Raw genomic sequence first — 21,341 nt, forward strand, 5'->3', positions numbered from 1 at the left:
ACCAACCCATCAACCAACCCCAGGAGTCCTGAATGGCATATTCACCCGCATCCGCCAACGCTTTCATCAAATTGATTCTGCTCGGCACGCCGATCGCCGGCCTTGCCGACAACGCATCGCTGAACCCGTCGACGGATCTCTACATCAGTCTTCTCACGGCGGTCCCCGGCGCCGGCGCCAACCAGAGCACCAACGAGCTCGTGTACCCGGGCTACGTGCGCATGCCCGTGCCGCGCAGCCCTGCGGGCTGGTCGGTGATCGGGAGCGAGGCATTCCTGGTGAATGCGCTCGAGTTCCTGGAAGTGGCCGGCACGGCCGCGGGCACCGCCACGCACCTGGGCATCGGCACCGCGGCGGCGGGCAATGGCGTGCTGCTGCTGCACGGCGCACTGACGCCCGTCATCCCGATCCAGGCCGGCGTCGTGCCGCGTCTCAAGACGTCGACCAAGGTCGCGTTCCTCACGGTCTGAACGGCACAACGCGATGGCACACAAGACCACCGACCGCATCCTGGAGGCCAGCACCACCGTGGGGCTGGGCGCCTTCGCACTGGAGGGCGCCGTCGATGCATATCGACCGTTCTCCGCCGCTGGTATGGCAGATGAAGACACCTGCCACTACATGATCAACGCGGTCGACTCCGTCGGCCGCCCTACCGGCCTGTTCGAGCTTGGCCGGGCCACCATGACCGCCGGTGCGCTTGCACGCACGCTGGTGATCGCATCGAGCAACGACGGCGCGAAGGTCGACTTTCCGGTCGGGCCGAAGCAGATCGGGCTGACCATCCTGTCGGCGTCCACCGAACAGCTCAAGGCCGATTGGCAGGAAGCGCTCGGCCTCGACCAGACGGGCATGGTCTGCTACTTTGCGCAGTCGGCACCGCCCGCGGGTTACCTCAAGCGCAACGGCGCGGCGGTGTCGCGCACGACCTATGCGCGGCTCTTCGCGAAGATCGGCACCACCTACGGCGCAGGCGACGGTTCGGCCACCTTCAACCTGCCCGATGGGCGCGGCGTGTTCGACCGCGGCCTTGACGATGGGCGCGGGCTGGACCCGGGACGTGCGCTGGGCTCCTACCAGGACAGCGCGAACCTGGCGCACGCCCATGGCATCACCGATCCGGGGCACGTCCATGCGATCACCGACCCGGGTCATGCCCACGGGGTCGCTGACGGGGGGCACGCGCACGGCGCCTGGACGGACGCGCAGGGCTGGCACGGTCACAACTACTCCCGCGGACATTTGTCCGGCGTCGGCGCGGGCATTCCAGGCTCGCTCGGCAACATCACGGACGGCCATGAAACGCTGGGCACGGAAGGCGCGGGCAGCCACAGCCACAACGTGGGAGTGAGCGCGTCTGGAACGGGCATCGGCATCTACGCCGCGGCAACCGGCATCGTCATCAAGAACGTGGTCACGGGCATCACGCTGAGCAACAACGGCGGCACCGAGGCCCGACCGCGCAACAACGCCTACCTCGCATGCATCAAGTACTGACCATGAAGACCAAGACCGTTTATTCATTCGGCCCCGACCGGATCTACGTCGGCCCCATCGAGCTCGACGAGAGCGACCTTTCGCCGGCCGACGAGGCCGACGTCTGGCTCGTCCCCGGCAACTGCCTGGCGGCGGAGCCGCCGCACCCCATCGAAGGCAAGCGCTATTTCGCGGCGGCCAACGGCATGTGGATTGCCGAGGACATTCCTGTGCCTGAACCGCTTCCCGAGCCACCGGTGACGCCGGAACCGGAAGCGCCCGGCAGCGAGCCGCCTGCGGCGCCCGAGCCTCATGTGCCGACCCTCGAGGAACGTGCCGCGGCTTTGCGCAACGAAGTGCAGAAGCATCTCGACCGAACGGCGGTTGCCTACGGTTTCGACGACATCAGGACCGCGGTCACCTACGCCGATGAGCCTGCCGTCCCACGATTCCAGGCGCAGGGGCGTGCCTTTCGCGCATGGCGCTCGCTGGTGTGGGACTTCTGCTATTCGTTGCAGGAAAAGGTCGCGGCCGGTGAGAGCGACGAGCCGACACTGGAACAACTCCTGCAGATGTTGCCGGTGTGCGATTTCCTCGCGTTCGAGCCGGGTCCCGTGCCAGCACCCGAACAAGGTCAAGCGGTGCCGGCTCCTGAAGCCCCGGCGGAGTAGCACCCGATGTTCGGCGCATTGACCTTCGGGGCCTCGACTTTCGGCGCCAAGCCGTTTTCGGGTGCGCTCGTCATCGAGGTGGCAGGGCTGCTGGCGGCAGGAGCCGGTGTGGAGGGCTTGGGTGCCGGTAGGGCCTCGTCCGGTGGATTGATCGAGATGAGCGCGGACGCCCGGGCGGGCCTGGTCGCACTGCGAAGTGCCGCCGCAACGGCGACGCAAGGCGCGGTGCTCGAAGCGCAGAGCTCGATCGTGTCGAACGTCTCCGGCCTTGTGTCGCAGTCCGCGCCGCTGATGGGCATGGGGTCCGCGGTTGTGTCCTCGGAAGGCCGTGTCGAGGCATCGGCCGACTTCCTGGGATACCGCTTGCGGGCTTACGACCAGCTGTTCCCCGCCAACGTGGCAAACGGTGACGTGGTGCAGATCGGCGCGCGGCTGTACGAATGGCGTGCGAACGCCGGCCGCTGGCGTCCGGCAGGCCCGGCGCCCTGAGGTACCGGCAGGGCAAAACCGGGGCGGCGCCCACGCATCGCCCCGGTTTCTTGCGGAAATGGCGCGGGATGTGCCCGAACCTCGGCACGGGGAGGCTTTTCAAGATGCGTATCATTCTCATCTTCTGAAGTCTCTCCTCCCCTTCGCCATGAATTTCCGAACGACCCCGCGCGCCGTCCGGCGCGCGTCGTGACCGCCGGCGTTCGCTATCGCCTCGGCGTGGCGTCGCGCGCGGTGGCCGCCATTGCCGGCGGCTACGGGGTGGCGGCGCTGTCCGCCGCCTTGCTCGCGCTGTGCCTGCCCGCTCTCTTCGGCATGGCGCGCAGTGAAGCCGCGATGACCGGCACGCTGGCCTCCTTCCTCGTCTTCGCCATTGCCGTGATGTGGGTCTTCGCCGCGCGCACGGCGCTGCGCGCGTGGTCGGGCCTCGTCATTGCCGCGGTGCCGATGGGCCTGCTGCTCGCGTTGCTCATGCGATCCGCCGGAGGCGCCGCATGAAGGAAGGATTCCGTCAGTCGATGGCGTGGCTGCACACCTGGTCGGGCCTGCTGGTCGGCTGGGTGCTGTTCATGGTGTTCATGGCGGGCACGGCCTCGTACTTCAGGGACGAGATCACCGTCTGGATGAAGCCGGAGCTGCACGGCCTGTCGCGCACCGCGGTGCCGACAGCGCAGTCGGCCGAGGCGACCTACGCCTACCTGCAGCAGCACGCGGCCGATTCGCCGCGCTGGTTCATCACGCTGCCGACCGGGCGCGAGCCGTCGGCCAGCCTCTTCTGGAACAAGCCGCCGCCGCCCAAGGGCGCGCCGCCGGTCGACCGCCGCGACCGTTTCGGCCGCGCGATGCTCGACCCGGCCACCGGCCAGGCCTCCGCCGCGGCGCGCGAGACACGCGGCGGCGAGTTCTTCTACCGCCTGCACTTCGACCTGCACTACATGCCCGCGCTGTGGGCGCGCTGGATCGTGGGCTTCTGCGCGATGTTCATGCTGGTGGCCATCTTCAGCGGCATCGTCACGCACAAGCGCATCTTCAAGGACTTCTTCACCTTCCGCCCGAAGAAGGGCCAGCGCTCGTGGCTCGACGCGCACAACGTGACGGCGGTGCTGGCGCTGCCCTATCACGCGATGATCACGTACACCGGCCTGGTCACGCTGATGTTCATGTACATGCCGTGGGGCCCGCAGGCCGCGTACAAGGACAGCGGCGGCACGCAGGCCTTCTTCGCCGAGGCGTTTGCCGGCAGCGTGCGCGAACAGTTCAAGGCCGCGGGCCAGCCCGCGCCGATGGCCCCGATCGCGCCGATGCTCGCGCAGGCCTCCGCGCACTGGGACGGCGCGGCCGTCGGGCGCATCACGGTCAATTCGCCGAACGACGCCAATGCCGTGGTGATCCTGCGGCGCGCCGATGGCCCGCAGCTGTCGTACGAGCAGCCGACGATGCAGTTCAACGGCGTGACCGGCGCGATGATCGGCGCGTTCGGCGACACCGCCAGGCCCGCCGCCGAAACGCGCAGCGTGCTCTATGGCCTGCACATCGGCCGCTTCGGCGCTCCGCTGGTGCGCGCGCTGCTGTTCCTCTCGGGGCTCGCGGGCTGCCTGATGGTGGCGACCGGGCTGCTGCTGTGGGCCGTGAAGGAGCGCCAGAAGTTCGCCAAGACGCTCAAGCAGGGCGGGCGCGTGGGCTTCGGGCTGCGGCTGGTCGACGGGCTGAACCTCGGCGCGATCGCCGGGCTGCCGGTGGCCATGGCGTCGTTCTTCTGGGCCAATCGCCTGCTGCCGCTGGACGTGGCCAATCGCGGCGAGGCGGAGATCACCTGGTTCTTCACCGCCTGGGGCGCCACCGCCGTGCTGGGCCTGCTGCGGCCCACGCTGCGCATGTGGCAGGCGCAGCTGGCGCTGGGCGCGCTGCTGTTCGCGTTGCTGCCGGTGCTCAATGCCTTCACCGGCCCCGCGCCGCTGAGCGTGAGCCTGCGTTCGGGCCCGAGCGCGGTGGCGGGCTTCGACCTCGTCGCGCTGGCGCTCGGCCTGGGGCTCGCGGCCGCGGTGTGGATCGTGGAGCGCAAGCGCCGCACGTCGGCGGCCAGGCGGGCGGCGCAGGCTGCGCAAACCCTTCAGCCTTCGCAGGTGCCGCAGGTGCCGCAGGCGCTGGTCACTTCGGAACAGGGCTCGTGATGGATTCGCTGCTCCTCGCCCTCGTGTTCGCCGCCTCGCTCGCGGGCTTCTGCGCGCTGAGCCTGGCCATGGACCGCCACAGCGAAGACGTCTACGGCCGCGGCAGCACGCCGGGGCCGTGGCGGCGCTGGCTGCAGCTGGGCGGCACGGTGCTGCTGTGCCTCTCGCTCGGCGCGAGCCTGCAGGCCGCGGGCAGTTCGATCGGCTGGGTGCTGTGGCTCGGCGCGCTCACGGCCGCGGCATTGGCGACCGTCGCGTTGCTGGGCTGTGCGCCGCGGCGGTTCACGTGGATCGGCTCGGCCGCGGCGGCCATCGCCGTGGGCGGCGGGCTGGTCTGCCTGCTGATGGCCTGACCGCCCGCTTCGTCTTTCAAGCCGGGCGTCGCGCTGTGGTGCCGCCGAACACCACGCCCTGCGTCATCGGCAGTGCCATGAAGTCGTGCGGAAAGCCCTTCGCGATGGCGCTGACCGCGTCGAGCCGCTGCAGTGTCTCGGCGTCGAGCTGCACGTCGAGCGCGCCCAGGTTGTCCTCGAACTGCGCGAGCGTGCGCGCGCCGATGATCGGCATCACCACCGGCGCGGTGCGGTGCAGCAGCCACGCCAGCGCAATCTGCGCGGACGAGCGGCCCTGCTCCTTCGCCACCTGCGCCACCGTCTCGGCGATGGCCAGCGAACGCTCGCTCAGCGCGCCACTGCCCACGGCCACGTCCTTGCGCGTACCTGTCACGCCCGAGGCCGCGCCCTTGGTGTGGCCCAGGTCGGCACGCGTGTACTTGCCCGACAGCACGCCGCTGCCCAGCGGCGACCACGCCATCACGCCCAGGCCGAGCTCGTGCGCCATCGGCAGCAGCTCGCGCTCCACGGTGCGCTCGATCAGGCTGTGCTCGATCTGCAGCGCCACCAGCGGCGTCCAGCCGCGCAGGTCGGCCAGCGTCTGCATGCGCGCAACCTGCCAGGCCGGCGTGTCGGAGATGCCCGCGTAGAGCACCTTGCCCGCGCGCACGAGGTCGTCGAAGCCGCGCATCACTTCGTCGATGGGCGTGAGGTTGTCCCAGATGTGCAGGTACAGCAGGTCGATGTAGTCGGTGCCCAGGCGCTTCAGGCTGGCCTCGACCGAGCGGACCATGTTGCGGCGGTGGTTGCCGCCCGCGTTGGGGTTGCCGGGCTGCATGTTCAGCGTGTACTTGGTGGCCAGCACCACCGATTCGCGCCGGTCCGCCATGAACTGGCCGAGCAGCTTCTCCGAGCTGCCGTTGGTATAGAAGTTGGCGGTGTCGATGAAGTTGCCGCCGCGTTCCAGGTACAGGTCGAACATGCGGCGCGATTCGCCGGCGTCGGCGCCCCAGCCCCAGTCGCTGCCGAAGGTCATGGTGCCCAGCGACATCGGGCTGACGCGCAGGCCCGAGCGGCCGAGGGTGAGGTAGTTGTCGAGCTTCATGGTGAATGTCCTTTCAGGGGTGCGGCGGCGCGGTTGCGTCGCCATGGCCTTGAAGGTAGTGGCCGCATTGCTTTGGAAAAAGCCCGTTCGGGTTGATGCTTTGTGAAGCTGGTCTTCATAATGAAAGCCATGTCGCCCGAACTGCTCCCCGCCATTGCCGCCTTCGCCCGCGTGGCGCACCACGCCAGCTTCACCCGCGCGGCGGAAGAACTGGGCGTGTCGCCCTCGGCCCTTTCGCAGACGGTGCGCGCGCTGGAACGCAAGCTCGGCGTGCGGCTGCTCGACCGCACCACGCGCCGCGTGGGCGTGACCGAGCTGGGCCAGCAGTTCCTCGACGGGGCGCGGCCCGGCCTCGATGCACTGGCGCAGGCGGTCGCGGGCATCGACGAGGCGCGCGACAAGCCCGCCGGGCTGCTGCGCCTGAACGTCTCGCGCGTGGCGGCCGAGCTGCTGCTGTTTCCGTACCTGGGCGATTTCGCGGACGCCTGGCCCGACATCACGCTCGAGGTGGTGTGCGACAACCGCATGGTCGAGCTGGTCGCAGGCGGCTTCGACGCCGGCATCCGGCTCGGCGAGAGCCTGGCGCAGGACGTGGTGGGCGTGCCGGTGGGCGGGCCGTTGCGCATGGTCACCTTCGCGGCGCCGCGCTATCTGAAGGGCCGCACGCCGCCGCGCGTGCCGGAAGACCTGCGCGAGCACCGCTGCCTGAACTACCGCCTGACCACGGGCGGTCTCTATCGCTGGGAATACGCGCAGGACGGGCGCGTGCTCGACATCGCGCTGTCAGGCCCGCTGGTGAGCAACGACAGCGAGGTGCTGCTGGCCGCCGCGCGCGCGGGCGCGGGCATTACCTCGGCCTTCGAGGGCGCGGTGCGCGACGACTTCAGGAGCGGACGGCTGGTGCCGCTGCTGGAGCCCTGGTGGCCGACCTTTCCGGGCTTCTACCTGTACCACCCGAGCCGCGCGCAGATGCCGCGCAAGCTGCGGGTGTTCATCGACTTCCTGCAGGCGCGGCATGCGCCACCGCCGGTGTCGCAGCGCGCGGTCAAGCCCGCATCAGCGCCTCGATCTCGTCCGCGTCCACCGGCACGCCGCGCGAAATGAGTTCGCAGCCCGTGGCGGTGACGATCGCGTCGTCCTCGATGCGGATGCCGATGTGGTGGAACTGCTCGGGCACGCCGTCGCCGGGGCGCACGTAGATGCCGGGCTCCAGCGTGAGCACCATGCCCGGGTGCAGGATGCGGCTCGGGCGGTTCTTGATGAGCTCGTTGGACAGCGGGTCCTTGCGCTCGCTCACCTCGCCGACCTGCGTGGGCTCGACGTAGCTGCCGCAGTCGTGCACGTCCATGCCCAGCCAGTGGCCGGTGCGGTGCATGTAGAACTGGAAGTAGGCACGCGAGTCGATCACGTCGTCCAGGCCGCCGACCTTGTTGGCGTCGAGCAGGCCCAGGTCGAGCATGCCCTGCGCCAGCACCTTCACGGCCGCGTCGTGCGGGTCGTTGAAGCGGTTGCCGGCCTTGGTGGCCGCGGCCGAGGCGTACTGGCTCTGCAGCACCAGGTCGTACAGCGCGCGCTGCGGGCCGCTGAACTTGCCGTCGGCCGGAAAGGTGCGCGTGATGTCGCTGGCGTAGCCGTCGAGCTCGCAGCCCGCGTCGATCAGCACCAGCTCGCCGGGGCGCACCGGCGCGGCGTCGGCGCGATAGTGCAGCACGCAGGCATTGGCGCCGGCCGCGACGATGGAGCCGTAGGCCGGGTACTGCGAGCCGCCCAGGCGGAATTCGTGCAGCAGCTCGGCGTCCAGGTGGTATTCGCGCACGTCCTGGCCTTCGCGCAGCATGCGTGCCGACAGCTGCATCGCGCGGATGTGGGCGCGCGCGCTGATCTGCGCGGCGCGCCGCATGATGTCCTGCTCGTGCGCGTCCTTCACGAGGCGCATTTCGTCGAGCGGGCCGCACAGGTCGCGCTGCTCCTCGGGGCACAGCGCGCCATAGCGCACGCGCGCGCGCACCGACTGCAGCCAGCCGTCGATGCGCGTCTCCAGGCCCTTGTGAATGGCAAAGGGGAACCACACGGTCGAGCGGTTCTCCAGCAGCTTCGGCAGCTTGGCGTCGAGGTCGCTGACGGAGAAGGCCTCGTCCAGGCCCAGCTCGGCGGGGGCCGCGTCGGGGCCCAGGCGGTAGCCGTCCCAGATCTCGCGTTCGAGGTCTTTCGGTGCGCAGAACAGCGTGGCGCGGCCGTCGCCCGCCAGCACCAGCCAGGCGTTGGGCTCGGTGAAGCCGGTCAGGTAGTAGAAGTAGCTGTCGTGGCGAAACAGGAAGTCGCTGTCGCGGTTGCGCTGGCGCTCGGGCGCGGTCGGCACGATGGCAATGCCGTCCTTGCCGAGTTGCGAGGCGAGGCGCGCGCGGCGCTCGGCGTAGATCTGGGTGTCATTGAGCATGGGATTTCACTTTCGATACGGTGCAAGTCCGGGGTCCGCGGGTACCAGGTGCCGCCATGGGAACACATCCTGTGCAAAGTGGCTGACATACCCGCCGATCGTTGACTGGATGACCATGAATTGGAGCGACGGCCGCAGGCCCTGCAGCCGCTGCAGCTGCGCCAGGTCCAGGCAGGTGTTGCGCAACCTGAGCACGCGCAGCCGCGCGCCCAGCGGACCGTTCAACAACGCCTCGTAGTCCTCGAAGGCCGTGATGCCGCCCGGCGCCCGGTCGGCCGGCCACACCATCTGCTGCTCGGTGGATTCGGCAAAGTCCAGCAGCGTCAGGGCGGGCAGGTTCTCCGACAGGTTCTGTGCCGCGGCAAGGTTTCGAATGAACTGCTGCGTGTCGAAATGGGCGCCGACGCACAGGCAGCGCAGCTGCGGCAGCGGCACGGCGAAGAAGTCGGCGTTGGGCGGGTTCGGCACCGTCAGCTCGCTCAGGCGCGGGGTCTTGCGCACCCAGCGCGCGATGTCGCCGGCCTCTTCGAGGATCTGGCCGCTCGCGCACACCAGCGACTGGTTGTGGTCCTCCGGCTGCGTCGGCTTGATGAACAGCGAGCGCAGGCGGGGAAAACTCACCGCGCTGTCGAGCAGCGGCGCGAAAGTCCATTCGCGCGTGCCGTTGGCCCCGCTGTCGGGGCCGCTGAACGACAGCGAAGTGATGCAGTCGGCCACGTCCTGGCGGCTCAGGCAGGCGAGGGTTTCATCGAAGGCCTCGCCCCAGATGTCGCCGAAGTATTCGACATGCCAGCCCTGGCGCATGGGCGCGAGGCTCACGCGCGTGAAGTCGCTCTCGCAGAGCGGCACTGTCAGCGGGTCTTCGGGCTCGCCGTCGTTGCGCTCGGCGGCCGCTTGCAGGGCCAGGTCGTGCAGGCGCTGCGGCAGCAGGCGCAAGGCGTCGGGCAGCGGCGCGAGTGTCATGCAGGCGGTGCCGAAGGAGCGCCGGTGTTGAGTTGCTGCAGGCGCTGCGGCGTGCCCACGTCGGTCCAGGGGCCGGTGTAGAGCTCGGCGCTCACCTGCCGGTCGTTCATGGCGGCGCGCAGGATCGGCGCCAGTGCGGCCTTCACGCCCGCGGGGTTGCCGGCCGGGATGTCGCAGTACGGCGGCGCGAAGAGCGCGGCGCGGTAGAGGCCGATGGTGGAGAAGGTGAACTTCTCGGCGGCGGTGTTGAGCGCCAGGCCGTCGGCGGAAAGCCCGAAATCGCCGTTCGGGTTGTGCGCCGGGTTCGGCACCAGCCACAGGTGCGCGAGCTTGCCGCTGGCCACGAAGCGCTTGGCCGCGGCCTGCGTGAATTCGAAGCCGGGCGCGAACACGTCGCCCGCCGCCACCCAGAACACCTCGCCCAGCAAGGGCAGCGCGCGCACGATGCCACCGGCCGTCTCCAGCGCGCCACCGAAGTCGCGGCCCTCGTCGGAGTATGAAATTGATAGCGCCACACGCCCAGCCATCATCGGCGTCTGCCCGAAACAGCCGGAAATCTGCTCGCCCAGCCAGTCGGTGTTGACCACCAGTTCAGTGAAGCCGCCGGCCGCCAGTGCCTCCATCGGCCATTGCATCAGGGGCTTGCCGCGCACCTCGAGCAGGGGCTTGGGGCAGGTGTCCGTCAAGGGCCGCATACGCTCGCCGCGGCCGGCGGCGAGCACCATCGCGCGGACCGGGGGCACTGCGCTGGCTGCGCTCACTTCGATCGTTGCGCTCAAGCTGCGACCCGGCCGCGCTGCAGCGCGTTGCGTTCGCTGTGCAGCGGCTTGAACAGCGACACCAGGCATTCCATCAGCGCATGCGCCTTGGCCGAGTGGTCGCCGCCGAAGTTGCACACGTACACGTCCAGCGTCACGCCACGCTGCTCGGGCCAGGTGTGGATGCACAGGTGCGATTCGGCCAGCAGCACCGTGGCGGTGACGCCGCCCGGCCCCGCGGGCGTGGCGGGAAATCCGTGCACCAGCGTGCCCACCGCCTGCAGGCCGGCGGCGGCCACCGCCTTCAGGCAGACCGCGCCCAGCGCCTCGCGGTCGGTGAGCCATTGAAGGCCGCATTGGCAGTCGTGGAGGTCGGCGGTGAGGTGCAGCCCGTGCATGGGGCGCAACTCTAGCAGTCCGGGCGTCGAGCTCGGGCGCTGCACAAGAGAACATCGGCGGGGTGTTCGGCCCGTATCGGCAGTGGTTTGGGCTCGCCCGGTAAAATCGCGGGTTCCCCCCAATCCCACCCACCCCTTTTCCCCCGAAAGCCCCATGCCCATGGCAAACCAAGCCCTGATGGCCAACGCGATTCGCGCGCTGGCCATGGATGCCGTCCAACAAGCGAATTCCGGACATCCGGGTGCACCGATGGGCATGGCCGACATGGCCGTCGCGCTCTGGGGCGAACACCTGCGCTACAACCCCGCGAACCCGCACTGGTTCGACCGCGACCGCTTCGTGCTGTCCAACGGCCACGCCTCGATGATGCTGTACGCGGTGCTGCACCTCACCGGCTACGACCTGCCCATCGGCGAGCTGAAGAACTTCCGCCAGCTGCACAGCAAGACCGCTGGCCACCCCGAGATCGACGTCACCCCCGGCGTCGAGACCACCACCGGCCCGCTGGGCCAGGGCATCACCAATGCCGTTGGCTTCGCGCTGGCCGAGAAGCTGCTGGCCGCCGAGTTCAACCGCAAGGACCACGCCGTGGTCGACCATCACACCTACGCCTTCCTGGGCGACGGTTGCATGATGGAAGGCATCAGCCACGAAGCCTGCGCGCTGGCCGGCGCCTGGCACCTGAACAAGCTCATCGCCCTGTACGACGACAACGGCATCAGCATCGACGGCCAGGTCAAGCCCTGGTACATCGACAACGTGGCCGAACGCTTCCACGCCTATGGCTGGCACGTGATCGGCCCGATCGACGGCAACGACGCCGCCGCGGTGTCCGCGGCCATCGCCAAGGCAAAGCAGTCGACCGACAAGCCCACGCTGATCAACTGCAAGACCGTCATCGGCAAGGGCAGCCCGAACCGCGCCGGCACCGCCAAGGCCCACGGCGAAGCCCTGGGCGCCGAGGAAATCAAGCTCACGCGCGACGCCATCGACTGGCACTTCCCGCCCTTCGAGATCCCGGCCGAGGTGTATGCCGACTGGAACCACAAGGACGCCGGCGCCAAGACCGAAGCCGAGTGGAACGAGAAGTTCGCCGCCTACGCCGTCGCCTACCCCGAGCTGGCCGCCGACTTCACGCGCCGCATGAAGGGCGAGCTGCCCAAGAACTTCCACCAGGTCGCGTTCGACACCGTGGTCGCCGCCCACACCAAGGCCGAGACCGTGGCCAGCCGCAAGGCCAGCCAGCTCGCGCTGGAAGCCTTCACCGCCGCACTGCCCGAAATGCTCGGCGGCAGCGCCGACCTGACCGGTTCGAACCTCACCAACACCAAGAGCACCCCGGCGTTGCGTTTCGACGCCAAGGGTCACGTGGTCATGACCATGCCCGCGGTGGAAGCCAAGCAAGGCGCCGAAGACGAGGCAGCGCCCGCCGCACCCCTCGAGGCACCGCACGGCACCATCGGGCGCCACATCAACTACGGCGTGCGCGAGTTCGGCATGGCGGCCATCATGAACGGCGTGGCGCTGCATGGCGGCTACATCCCCTACGGCGGCACCTTCCTCACCTTCAGCGACTACAGCCGCAACGCCATCCGCATGGCCGCGCTGATGAAGCGCCGCGTGATCCACGTGTTCACGCACGACTCCATCGGCCTGGGCGAAGACGGCCCGACGCACCAGTCGATCGAGCACGCCGCCTCGCTGCGCCTGATTCCCAACCTGGACGTCTGGCGTCCGGGCGACACGGCCGAAACCGCCGTGGCCTGGGCCGTGGCGCTGCAGAACCAGTCGCGCCCGACCGCGCTGCTGCTGAGCCGCCAGAACATCGCCTACGCACCCAAGAGCGAACTCGGCGACATCAGCCGCGGCGCCTACGTGCTGTCCGAGCCGGAGGCCGTGGGCCTGAAGAGCAAGAAGACGGCCGCCGTCATCATCGCCACCGGTTCCGAAGTGCAGCTCGCACTGGCCGCGCAGAAGCTGCTGGCCGAGAAGAAGATCGCCGTGCGCGTGGTGTCGATGCCCTCGACCACCACCTTCGACCGCCAGGACCTGGCCTACAAGAAGGCCGTGCTGCCGAAGAAGCTGCCGCGCATCGCCGTGGAAATGGGCTGCACGGGCGGCTGGTGGAAGTACGGCTGCGCCGCCGTCGTGGGCATCGACACGTACGGCGAGTCGGCCCCCGCGCCGGAGCTGTTCAAGTACTTCGGGTTCACGGCGGAGAACGTGGCCGCCACGGTGGAAGCCGCACTGCGCGACTGATCGCGTCGCAGCGTTTCTTCTCGCCGGTTCACTACAAGTTTTTCAACCTTAGGAGCAAGTCAGATGGCTATCAAACTCGGTATCAACGGCTTCGGCCGCATCGGTCGCAACGTGCTGCGCGCAGCGGTGCAGAACTTCAAGAACGACATCGAAATCGTTGCCATCAACGACTTGCTCGAGCCCGACTACCTGGCCTACATGCTCCAGTACGACTCGGTGCACGGCCGTTTCAAGGGTGAAGTCACGGTCGAAGGCAACACGCTGGTCGTGAACGGCAAGAAGATCCGCCTGACGCAGGAGCGCGACCCGTCGCAGCTGAAGTGGGACGAAGTGGGCGCCGACGTGGTGCTCGAATCGACCGGCCTGTTCCTCACGAAGGAAACGGCGCAGAAGCACATCGACGCGGGCGCCAAGAAGGTCATCCTGTCGGCACCGTCGAAGGACGACACCCCCATGTTCGTCTACGGCGTGAACGACAAGAAGTACGCCGGCGAAGCCATCATCAGCAACGCCAGCTGCACCACCAACTGCCTGGCCCCGCTGGCCAAGGTGCTGAACGACAAGTGGGGCATCAAGCGCGGCCTGATGACCACCGTGCACGCCGCCACCGCCACGCAGAAGACCGTGGACGGCCCGAGCAACAAGGACTGGCGCGGCGGCCGCGGCATCCTGGAAAACATCATTCCCTCGAGCACCGGCGCCGCCAAGGCCGTGGGCGTGGTGATCCCCGAGCTCAACAAGAAGCTCACGGGCATGAGCTTCCGCGTGCCGACCTCCGACGTGTCGGTGGTCGACCTGACGGTCGAGCTGGTGAAGGAAGCCACGTACAAGGAAATCTGCGCCGAAATGAAGGCACAGAGCGAAGGCGCGCTGAAGGGCGTGCTGGGCTACACGGAAGACAAGGTGGTGGCCACCGACTTCCGCGGCGACCCGCGCACCTCGATCTTCGACGCCGAAGCCGGCATTGCACTGGACAGCACCTTCGTGAAGCTCGTGAGCTGGTACGACAACGAATGGGGCTACTCGAACAAGTGCCTGGAGATGGTGAAGGTCGTGTCGAAGTAAGACTTCGCGGCTTCAATGAACAACGCGCCCGAGGGCGCGTTTTTTCATGGTGCCGATGGAAGCTGCGGCACTAGCCTGGCGTTCGTTGCGTTTCGTACCATCCGAAAAAGCCGCGCAGGCCCTCTGCGTCGCAGGCGCCGGGGCCTGCCCATTTCAGGCGCTCCTTCAACTTCTCATCGTGACTGGCATTGGGCACGACCATGCAGGCCCCTTCCTGCAACCGGAACCCATTGCCGAGCAGCCATGCCACGGACAGCTTCAGCGATTCCAGGTGCGGCCCCCAGTACAGCTGGGCAAGGAGCCATGCTTCCGTGTTGTCGGCCATGCCGTACTCCAGCGCGGCATCGTCGAGGGCGCGTTTGAACTCTGCCCAATCCATCGGGGATGGCCCTTCGTGAAAGACCCCCGCACCCGGCGCATCAATGGGATGCGCGACCGATGCGTGCAGCGAGGCGACGAATGACGGCTCGAGAGAAACTGTGCCTTCCCTTGCCGATGCCACAACGCTGCGCCATCCGCACCGAATGGCGGCCTCGAGCGCATCCACCGATGTGGTGACTGGCCCCCAGTTGCAGAACGCCAGCTCCATGCGGGCCAGTTCCCGCGCAAGCTCCGGTGCGCGGCGTTCGGCGTCCTCCCAGAGCATCGTGGTCTTTTGCATCGACCCGGATTGTCCGCCGAGTACCTGAACGCTCAGCGCAACTTCTCATCCCTGCGGATCTCGCCGCTCAACTGCGACGTCAACCGCGTCGCGGCCCTTCGCGCTGCGAGCCCGAAGTCGCCCTTGAACTCGCCGAACTCCGCCGTGCCGTTGCCCGCCGCGCGCACGCGCGTGACCTCGGCGCCCGCGGCATCGGTCACCACGCACGACACCTCGGCTGTGAACGAAGTCGGCGGCCAGCTGATCCATGACGAGGAGCTCGACTCGGTCCTGATGCGCGGCGCGAACACCAGCGACACGCCCGCCGTCTCGTTCGCCTTCGCGTCGCCCGCGGTGCGCAGCACGACCACGTCGCGGTACACCGCGCGCAGCGCATCGCGGATCGACTTTTCGAGGTCGCGGTACGGGTAGTAGCTCACGCGGTCGCCGCTGCCGCCAGGCGTGACGACCTCCAGGTCGCGGTCGGCGTCGGTCATCACGTAGGCGACCTTCTTCGGCACGAGGTGCGCCTGCGAACGCGGCGGCGCGGTCTCGGTGATCATGGTGATCGGGTGCACGCAGCCTGCAAGCAGCAGCGTTGCAGCGGCGACGGCCGCACCACGCCGGACCGCGGTCATCGGAAGATTGAACTGCATCGAAGCGCCTCCTGGCCTGTCGGGTCAACGGCCGATGGCGGCCATGAACTGCGGATCGGCATACACCTTGCGCAGCAGCGCACGCACGAGGCGCGGGTATGCGGCCTGGCCGGCCGGCACGGCGACGATGTTGGCGTAGCTCGAATCGAAGGCGGTCTCGGCGCGGTAGGTCTTGCGCAGGCGCTGCGCGTTGTCGCGCGTGACGGTGACCTCGACGTCCATGCGGCCCGTGCCGTTGATCACGCCCAGGTCGATGTCGTTCACGAGGATGCGCGCCGCGATGCGCGTGGGCGCCTTGGGGTCGTAGACGGAAATTTCGCTGAGGTCGCGCATCAGCGCGTCCTGCAGGTACTGCGCGAAGCTGCCGCTGGGCGACAGCAACTTCGCACGGCGCAGCTGCACGGTGTTGACCGGTTCTTCGGGGTCGGTGGGCTGTGCCTTGGCGAGGGCCACCATGCCGGGGCGCGCGGCCTCGAGCCGGTCGAGCGCTTCGTAGTCGGCCGCGTAGGGCGGTGCCAGCAGCGGCGCGCAGCCAGCGGCCAGAACGGCGGCAGCCAGTGCGCCGGACACGGGCAGAGCGCGACAAAGCCAGCCCGAATGCAAGCGCAAGAGCGGGTGCAACCGCAAGCGCAAACGCAAATCTTGCGAACGAAAGATCGCCATGTCTTCAGTCCCCTCTCTCCACGAGGCCCCGGATTGCATGCATGGTGCATCGGTGGCGCGTGCTCCCGGCGCGAAGGTAGCACGCATCGCGCCGCGCGCGAAGCCGGGCTTGCGCGCGTGTTCGCTCGGCGCTGTATCTCAGCGCTTCAGCGCTTCAGCGCGCCGGCTCAGACCGGTTCGAGCACGTGGATCAGCTTGCTCTCGACGAATTCCTTGGTCTTCGCGCCGTGCGCCGCCATGTGCGGTGCCACGGCGTGTGCCTGCAGGTGCGCCAGCGTTTCCCACTTCTCGATCACGACGAAGGTCTCGGGGCCGAAGCTGGCCTTCGACGGGGGGATGCCTTGCGCATCGACCGTGGCGCCGTACTCGATGCAGCCGGCTTCGGCCAGCACGGCCGCGCGGTTCTCGGCGAAAGCCTCGAGCAGTCTGGCGCGTTGGCCGGGCTTGGCGGTGATGACGGCGACGACGTGAATCATTTGAAAGAGTCTCCAGTGGTTGATGGGTGCGACGCCAGAGCCTAAGAGATTCGGGCCCGCCGCGCCGGTCCGGTCGGCGACAACACCACGGACTTGTCCCTATCATCGCGCGCATGTTCTTCCCGCTGCCCCGCACGGCCACCGCGCCCTTCTGCCCGTCCGAGGTGAAGGGCAGCGTCGCCATCGCGCAAGACCTGCCCTTCTTCAAGAAGCTGATGCGCTACGCCGGCCCCGGCCTGCTGGTGTCGGTGGGCTACATGGACCCGGGCAACTGGGCGACCGACATCGAGGCCGGCTCGCGCTTCGGCTACGGGCTGCTGTTCGTGGTGCTGCTCGCCAGCCTCGCGGCGATGCTGCTGCAGACGCTGTGCGTGCGCCTGGGCCTGGTCACGCAGAAGGACCTGGCGCGCGCCTGCCGCCAGCACTACTCGCCGCTGGTGAACCGCCTGCTGTGGCTGGGCGCCGAGCTGGCCATCGTGGCCTGCGACCTGGCCGAGGTGCTGGGCAGCGCGCTGGCGTTGCACCTGCTGTTCGGCGTGTCGATTCCGGTGGGCATCGGCATCACGGCCTTCGACACCCTGCTGGTGCTGGGCCTGCAGGGCGCGGGCTTCCGCCGCGTCGAGGCGATCGTGCTCGGGCTGGTGCTCACCATCGCGGGCTGCTTCGTGGTCGAGCTCGCGATGGCGCCGCCCAACTGGTTCGGCGTGGCGATGGGCTTCGCGCCGAGCCTGGAGCGGCTGCACCAGCCGGGCGCGCTGTACCTGGCCATCGGCATCGTCGGCGCCACGGTGATGCCGCACAACCTGTACCTGCATTCGTCCATCGTGCAGACGCGCCTGGTGGCCGACACCGACGCGGCGCGCCGCGAGGCGGTGCGCTTCTGCACGCTCGACGCGTTGGTGTCGCTGTCGCTCGCGCTGCTGGTCAACGCGGCCATCATGGTGCTGGCGGCCAGCGCCTTCCACGCCACCGGCCACCGCGAAGTGGCCGAGATCGACGACGCCTACCGGCTGCTCGAACCCATCGTGGGCAGTGCCCTGGCGGCCACGCTGTTCGGCATCGCGCTGCTGGCCTCGGGGCAGAGTTCGACCTTCACCGGCACCATCGCGGGCCAGATCATCATGGAAGGCTTTCTCGACCTGAAGATCCCGTGCTGGCAGCGCCGCCTGATCACGCGCCTGCTGGCGCTGGGCCCGGCCTGGTTCGGCGTGTGGTGGTTCGGCGACGGCGGCGTGGGAAAGATGCTGGTGCTCAGCCAGGTGGTGCTGAGCTTTCAGCTGCCGTTTGCGATGTGGCCGTTGATCCGCTTCACGAGCCGGCGCGACATGATGGGAGCGTTCGCCAACGGGCCTGTCATCAAGTCGCTGGCGTGGCTGCTGTTCGGCGTGATCAGCGCGGCCAACGTGTGGCTGGTGGCGTCGGTGCTCAGCGGCGGCTGAGCGCCGATACGGGCTTGGGCTTGGGCTCGGCCTCGGCCTCGTCCTTGCCGAGCGCCTGCGCGATGAAGTCGACGAAGGCCCGCACGCGCGCCGACAGCTGGTGGCGCTGCGGGTACACCGCGTAGATGTCGGCGTCTGGCGTGCGGCAGTGGGCCAGCACCTGCACCAGCCGGCCGCTGCGCAGGTAGCGCGCAATGTCCCACTCGGCGCGCATCAGGATGCCGTGGCCGTCCAAGGCCCAGTTGACCGCGATCTCTCCGTCGTTGGTGCTCAGCGCGCCGCGCGTCTTCACGGCCTCGGTGCGCTGCGCCGCGCCGCGGCCCGTGCCCAGGCGCCACACGCCGTAGGCCTCGTCGCCCTGGCGGATGCCGATGCAGCGGTGGTGCGTGAGGTCGTTCGGCACCTTGGGCTGGCCGGCGCGCGCCAGATAGGCCGGCGAGGCGCACAGCAGGCGCCGGTTCGACGCGATGCGCCGCGCGATCACGCGCGCCTCGGGCGGCGCGCCGAAGCGGATGCAGACGTCGAAGGCGTCGTCGGTCAGCGGCGGCGGGTTCACCGACAGCTGCAGCTGCACTTCCACCTGCGGGTGCTTGCGCACGAATTTCGAGATCACCGGCGCCACGTGGCTGCGCCCGAAGCCCAGCGTGGCGTTCACGCGCAGCAGGCCCTGCGCCTCTGCCTTGGCGCCGCCCAGCAGCTGCGCCATGTCGTCGATCTCGCCGAGGATGCGCCGCGCGCTGGCCACGTAGAGCTCGCCCTCGGGCGTGAGGCTCATGCGCCGCGTGGTGCGGTTCACCAGCGTGACGCCCAGGCGAGTCTCCATCTGCGCGAGCCGCTTGCTCACGGCCGGCGTGCTGATGCCGAGTTCGCGCGCGGCGGCGCTCAGGCTGCCGCAGGCCGCGAGCGTGGAGAAGAAGCCGAGGTCGGCGGGCTGGACGGGGGAAACCATGGCCACCTCACTGTTGAATTGAAGTTAAGGATGGATTCACTTCCGGCATGAATCGTTCGTCGCATCGAATCCTACAGTGGCCCTTTCGCACAGCACATTCAAGAGGACATCGATGAGCAGCTACAGCATTGCCACCATTCCCGGCGACGGCATCGGCAAGGAAGTGATCCCGGCGGGGCGCCAGGTGATGGAAGCGCTGGCCGCGGCCTCCGGCGGTGCCCTGCAGTTTTCGTTCGAAGATTTCGGCTGGGGCGGCGACTGGTACCGCGCGCACGGCGAGATGATGCCGGCCGACGGCCTGGACGCCCTGCGCAAGAAGGACGCCATTCTTTTCGGCTCCGCGGGCGACCCGCACATTCCCGACCACATCACGCTGTGGGGCCTGCGCCTGAAGATCTGCCAGGGCTTCGACCAGTACGCCAACGTGCGGCCCACGCGCATCCTGCCGGGCATCGACGGCCCGCTCAAGCGCTGCGCGCCGGGCCAGCTCGACTGGGTGATCGTGCGCGAGAACTCCGAGGGCGAATACGCCGGCGTGGGCGGCCGCGTGCACCAGGGCCACCCGATCGAGGCCGCCACCGACGTGAGCATGATGACCCGCGCGGGCGTCGAACGCATCATGCGTTTCGCCTTCGCGCTGGCCCGTTCGCGGCCGCGCAAGCTGCTCACCGTGGTGACCAAGAGCAACGCGCAGCGCCACGCCATGGTGATGTGGGACGAGATCGCGCTGCAGATCTCCAAGGAGTTCCCCGACGTCACCTGGGACAAGGAACTGGTCGACGCCTGCACCGCGCGCATGGTCAACCGCCCGGCCACGCTCGACACTATCGTGGCCACCAACCTGCACGCCGACATCCTCAGCGACCTTGCCGCCGCGCTGGCGGGCAGCCTGGGCATTGCACCCACCGGCAACATCGACCCCGAGCGCCGCTACCCGTCGATGTTCGAGCCCATCCACGGCTCGGCCTTCGACATCATGGGCAAGGGGCTGGCCAACCCGGTCGGCACCTTCTGGTCGGTGGTGATGCTGCTGGAGCACCTGGGCGAGGCCGAGGCCGCGCGCCGCGTGATGCAGGCGGTGGAGCACGTCACGGCCAACCCGTCGCTGCACACGCGCGACCTGGGCGGCCACGCCACGACCGAGCAGGTCACGCGCGCGGTGTGCGCGCACATTGCCGGCGAGCCCTTGCGGCTCGCGGCCTGAGCGATTCGAGCGATACGAGCGATACGAGCGATACGAGCGATTTCCACGGTATCCGCGCGCCTCGATGCGCGCACCCAAACAACGAGCCGGAGACAAAACCATGAACGCTTCTTCCTTGAACGCGCGCCGCCGGCGCACCGTGCTGCGGGCCGCGGCCCTCGCACTGGGGCTCGGCGCGACAGCGTTGGCCTTCGCGCAGCAGCCCACCGGCTGGCCCGCGCGGCCCATCAACCTGGTCGTGCCCTTCCCCGCCGGCGGCACCACCGACGTGCTGGCGCGCGCGCTGGCCGACAAGCTCTCGCAGTCGCTCGGCCAGCCCGTGGTGGTCGAGAGCCGGCCCGGTGCCGGCGCCACGCTCGGTGCCGACTACGTGGCCAAGGCCAAGCCCGACGGCTACACGCTGCTGATGGGCGCGGTGCACCACACCATCGCCACCAGCGTCTACAAGAAGCTGCCGTACGACTTCCAGAAAGACCTGGCGCCCGTCACCGTGGTGGCCATGGTGCCCAACGTGCTGGTGATCAACGCGGCCAACACGCCCGCGAAGACCGTGGCCGAGCTGGTGGCGCTGGCCAAGATATCGCCCGAGAAGCTGGCCTACGGCTCCAACGGCAACGGCACGGCGCAGCACCTGATCGGCACGCAGTTCCAGGCCAGCACCGGCACCAGGCTGCTGCACGTGCCCTACAAGGGCAGCGGCCCGCTCACCACCGACCTGCTCGGCGGGCAGGTGGCGATGTCCTTCGACACCATCACGCCGGTGCTGCAGCACATCAAGAGCGGCAAGCTGCGCGCGCTGGCCGTGACCACGGCGCGCCGCTCGTCGGTGCTGCCCGACGTGCCCACGCTGGAAGAGGCGGGGCTCAAGGGCTTCGACATCGGCACCTGGTTCGGCGTGCTGGCGCCGGCGGCCACGCCGAAGGACATCGTCACGCGGCTGAACGCGGAGATGGTGAAGATCATCCACTCGCCCGATTTCGCGCAGCGCATGCAGGCCATCGGCGCCGAGCCGCTGGGCGGCACGCAGGAAGAGATGGCGCGGCAGATCCGCGAGGAGACCGCCAAGTTCGCGAAGCTGGTGAAGGAAGGCGGCGTGGCGATCGACTAGGGCCTGTTCACCCCTTGCCCGGACAGGCTCTCACCACCGGTTACCGGTGTGCACACCTTGGCGCTGCGCGCGCGGCGCCAA

At 68.8% G+C, this 21,341-nt stretch carries 23 protein-coding genes; 13 read left to right on the plus strand and 10 right to left on the minus strand.

The genetic code is table 11. The features are described 5' to 3' along the window. The first annotated feature begins 32 nt into the window (after positions 1 to 32). From BM004_RS17335 to BM004_RS17365, 7 genes are all read left to right on the plus strand, one after another. On the plus strand, positions 33 to 470 hold the full coding sequence (locus tag BM004_RS17335; protein WP_143072444.1) for a phage tail fiber protein: 438 nt from the start codon (positions 33 to 35) through the stop codon (positions 468 to 470). Positions 471 to 483: 13 nt separating this feature from the next. Further along, the gene (locus tag BM004_RS17340; RefSeq protein ID WP_093215249.1) at positions 484 to 1,497 is read left to right on the plus strand and encodes a phage tail protein; all 1,014 of its coding nucleotides are present in this window, start codon (positions 484 to 486) and stop codon (positions 1,495 to 1,497) included. A 2-nt stretch (positions 1,498 to 1,499) separates the two neighbouring features. Continuing rightward, complete coding sequence (locus BM004_RS17345; RefSeq protein ID WP_093215252.1) at positions 1,500 to 2,147, plus strand: hypothetical protein; 648 nt, start codon at positions 1,500 to 1,502, stop codon at positions 2,145 to 2,147. A 6-nt stretch (positions 2,148 to 2,153) separates the two neighbouring features. After that, on the plus strand, positions 2,154 to 2,636 hold the full coding sequence (locus tag BM004_RS17350; protein WP_093215254.1) for a hypothetical protein: 483 nt from the start codon (positions 2,154 to 2,156) through the stop codon (positions 2,634 to 2,636). Between the two features lie 189 nt (positions 2,637 to 2,825). Continuing rightward, the gene (locus BM004_RS17355; protein WP_093215257.1) at positions 2,826 to 3,134 is read left to right on the plus strand and encodes a DUF3649 domain-containing protein; all 309 of its coding nucleotides are present in this window, start codon (positions 2,826 to 2,828) and stop codon (positions 3,132 to 3,134) included. Further along, positions 3,131 to 4,807 (plus strand): PepSY-associated TM helix domain-containing protein, encoded by a 1,677-nt coding sequence (locus BM004_RS17360; RefSeq protein ID WP_093215260.1) that lies wholly within the window; start codon positions 3,131 to 3,133, stop codon positions 4,805 to 4,807. The genes BM004_RS17355 and BM004_RS17360 overlap by 4 nt, the downstream gene beginning before the upstream one ends. Beyond that, the gene (locus tag BM004_RS17365) at positions 4,807 to 5,160 is read left to right on the plus strand and encodes a DUF3325 domain-containing protein (RefSeq protein ID WP_093128896.1); all 354 of its coding nucleotides are present in this window, start codon (positions 4,807 to 4,809) and stop codon (positions 5,158 to 5,160) included. The genes BM004_RS17360 and BM004_RS17365 overlap by 1 nt, the downstream gene beginning before the upstream one ends. A 16-nt stretch (positions 5,161 to 5,176) precedes the next feature. Here the strand turns inward: BM004_RS17365 and BM004_RS17370 are convergent, their stop codons facing one another. Further along, on the minus strand, positions 5,177 to 6,244 hold the full coding sequence (locus BM004_RS17370) for an aldo/keto reductase (RefSeq protein ID WP_093215262.1): 1,068 nt from the start codon (positions 6,242 to 6,244) through the stop codon (positions 5,177 to 5,179). A 129-nt stretch (positions 6,245 to 6,373) separates the two neighbouring features. Here BM004_RS17370 and BM004_RS17375 point away from each other — a divergent pair, with 129 nt between their 5' ends. After that, on the plus strand, positions 6,374 to 7,348 hold the full coding sequence (locus tag BM004_RS17375; RefSeq protein WP_093215706.1) for a LysR family transcriptional regulator: 975 nt from the start codon (positions 6,374 to 6,376) through the stop codon (positions 7,346 to 7,348). On the opposite strand, the gene BM004_RS17380 is transcribed toward BM004_RS17375, so the two are convergent. The 4 genes from BM004_RS17380 to speD are packed head-to-tail and all read right to left on the minus strand — an operon-like array spanning position 7,290 to position 10,800. Further along, the gene (locus BM004_RS17380; protein WP_093215265.1) at positions 7,290 to 8,681 is read right to left on the minus strand and encodes an aminopeptidase P N-terminal domain-containing protein; all 1,392 of its coding nucleotides are present in this window, start codon (positions 8,679 to 8,681) and stop codon (positions 7,290 to 7,292) included. The two genes, BM004_RS17375 and BM004_RS17380, sit on opposite strands and share 59 nt — an antisense overlap. A gap of 6 nt (positions 8,682 to 8,687) precedes the next feature. Then, complete coding sequence (locus tag BM004_RS17385; protein WP_093215267.1) at positions 8,688 to 9,644, minus strand: hypothetical protein; 957 nt, start codon at positions 9,642 to 9,644, stop codon at positions 8,688 to 8,690. Then, positions 9,641 to 10,369 (minus strand): nucleotidyltransferase family protein, encoded by a 729-nt coding sequence (locus BM004_RS17390; protein ID WP_093215269.1) that lies wholly within the window; start codon positions 10,367 to 10,369, stop codon positions 9,641 to 9,643. Before BM004_RS17390 ends, BM004_RS17385 begins: the two co-directional genes overlap by 4 nt. Before the next feature lie 50 nt (positions 10,370 to 10,419). After that, positions 10,420 to 10,800: an adenosylmethionine decarboxylase gene (speD, locus tag BM004_RS17395; RefSeq protein ID WP_093128901.1), complete on the minus strand. Its 381-nt coding sequence runs from the start codon at positions 10,798 to 10,800 to the stop codon at positions 10,420 to 10,422. A gap of 160 nt (positions 10,801 to 10,960) precedes the next feature. On the opposite strand from speD, the gene BM004_RS17400 reads away from it, so the two are divergent. After that, positions 10,961 to 13,060 carry a transketolase family protein gene (locus BM004_RS17400; RefSeq protein WP_093215708.1) on the plus strand — a complete coding sequence of 700 codons (2,100 nt, stop codon included), beginning with the start codon at positions 10,961 to 10,963 and terminating at the stop codon, positions 13,058 to 13,060. A gap of 63 nt (positions 13,061 to 13,123) precedes the next feature. Then, positions 13,124 to 14,125 (plus strand): type I glyceraldehyde-3-phosphate dehydrogenase, encoded by a 1,002-nt coding sequence (gap, locus tag BM004_RS17405; RefSeq protein ID WP_093128902.1) that lies wholly within the window; start codon positions 13,124 to 13,126, stop codon positions 14,123 to 14,125. Between the two features lie 70 nt (positions 14,126 to 14,195). On the opposite strand, the gene BM004_RS17410 is transcribed toward gap, so the two are convergent. The 4 genes from BM004_RS17410 to BM004_RS17425 form a co-directional block, all read right to left on the minus strand. Beyond that, the gene (locus BM004_RS17410) at positions 14,196 to 14,786 is read right to left on the minus strand and encodes a hypothetical protein (protein WP_093215271.1); all 591 of its coding nucleotides are present in this window, start codon (positions 14,784 to 14,786) and stop codon (positions 14,196 to 14,198) included. 32 nt (positions 14,787 to 14,818) lie between these two features. After that, the gene (locus BM004_RS17415; protein WP_256219935.1) at positions 14,819 to 15,421 is read right to left on the minus strand and encodes a hypothetical protein; all 603 of its coding nucleotides are present in this window, start codon (positions 15,419 to 15,421) and stop codon (positions 14,819 to 14,821) included. A 24-nt stretch (positions 15,422 to 15,445) separates the two neighbouring features. Then, the gene (locus BM004_RS17420) at positions 15,446 to 15,991 is read right to left on the minus strand and encodes a YajG family lipoprotein (RefSeq protein ID WP_256219936.1); all 546 of its coding nucleotides are present in this window, start codon (positions 15,989 to 15,991) and stop codon (positions 15,446 to 15,448) included. 260 nt (positions 15,992 to 16,251) lie between these two features. Beyond that, entirely contained in the window at positions 16,252 to 16,560 is a 309-nt protein-coding gene (locus BM004_RS17425) for a putative quinol monooxygenase (protein ID WP_093215274.1), read from the minus strand. Between the two features lie 113 nt (positions 16,561 to 16,673). Here BM004_RS17425 and BM004_RS17430 point away from each other — a divergent pair, with 113 nt between their 5' ends. Further along, the gene (locus BM004_RS17430; protein ID WP_093215277.1) at positions 16,674 to 17,999 is read left to right on the plus strand and encodes an Nramp family divalent metal transporter; all 1,326 of its coding nucleotides are present in this window, start codon (positions 16,674 to 16,676) and stop codon (positions 17,997 to 17,999) included. Here the strand turns inward: BM004_RS17430 and BM004_RS17435 are convergent. Next, a complete protein-coding gene (locus tag BM004_RS17435) occupies positions 17,986 to 18,948 on the minus strand; it encodes a LysR family transcriptional regulator (protein WP_093215280.1) in 963 nt (320 codons plus the stop codon). The genes BM004_RS17430 and BM004_RS17435 overlap by 14 nt on opposite strands. Positions 18,949 to 19,060: 112 nt before the next feature. Between BM004_RS17435 and BM004_RS17440 the strand changes: the two genes are divergently transcribed. Together BM004_RS17440 and BM004_RS17445 are read left to right on the plus strand one after the other, a co-directional pair. After that, positions 19,061 to 20,152, plus strand: coding sequence for a tartrate dehydrogenase (locus tag BM004_RS17440; protein ID WP_093215282.1), 1,092 nt, complete (start codon positions 19,061 to 19,063; stop codon positions 20,150 to 20,152). Between the two features lie 100 nt (positions 20,153 to 20,252). Further along, complete coding sequence (locus tag BM004_RS17445) at positions 20,253 to 21,260, plus strand: tripartite tricarboxylate transporter substrate binding protein (RefSeq protein WP_093215286.1); 1,008 nt, start codon at positions 20,253 to 20,255, stop codon at positions 21,258 to 21,260. The last annotated feature ends 81 nt before the right edge of the window (positions 21,261 to 21,341 follow it).

The sequence above is a fragment of the Variovorax sp. OK212 genome, assembly GCF_900112425.1.
Lineage (GTDB): Bacteria > Pseudomonadota > Gammaproteobacteria > Burkholderiales > Burkholderiaceae_C > Variovorax.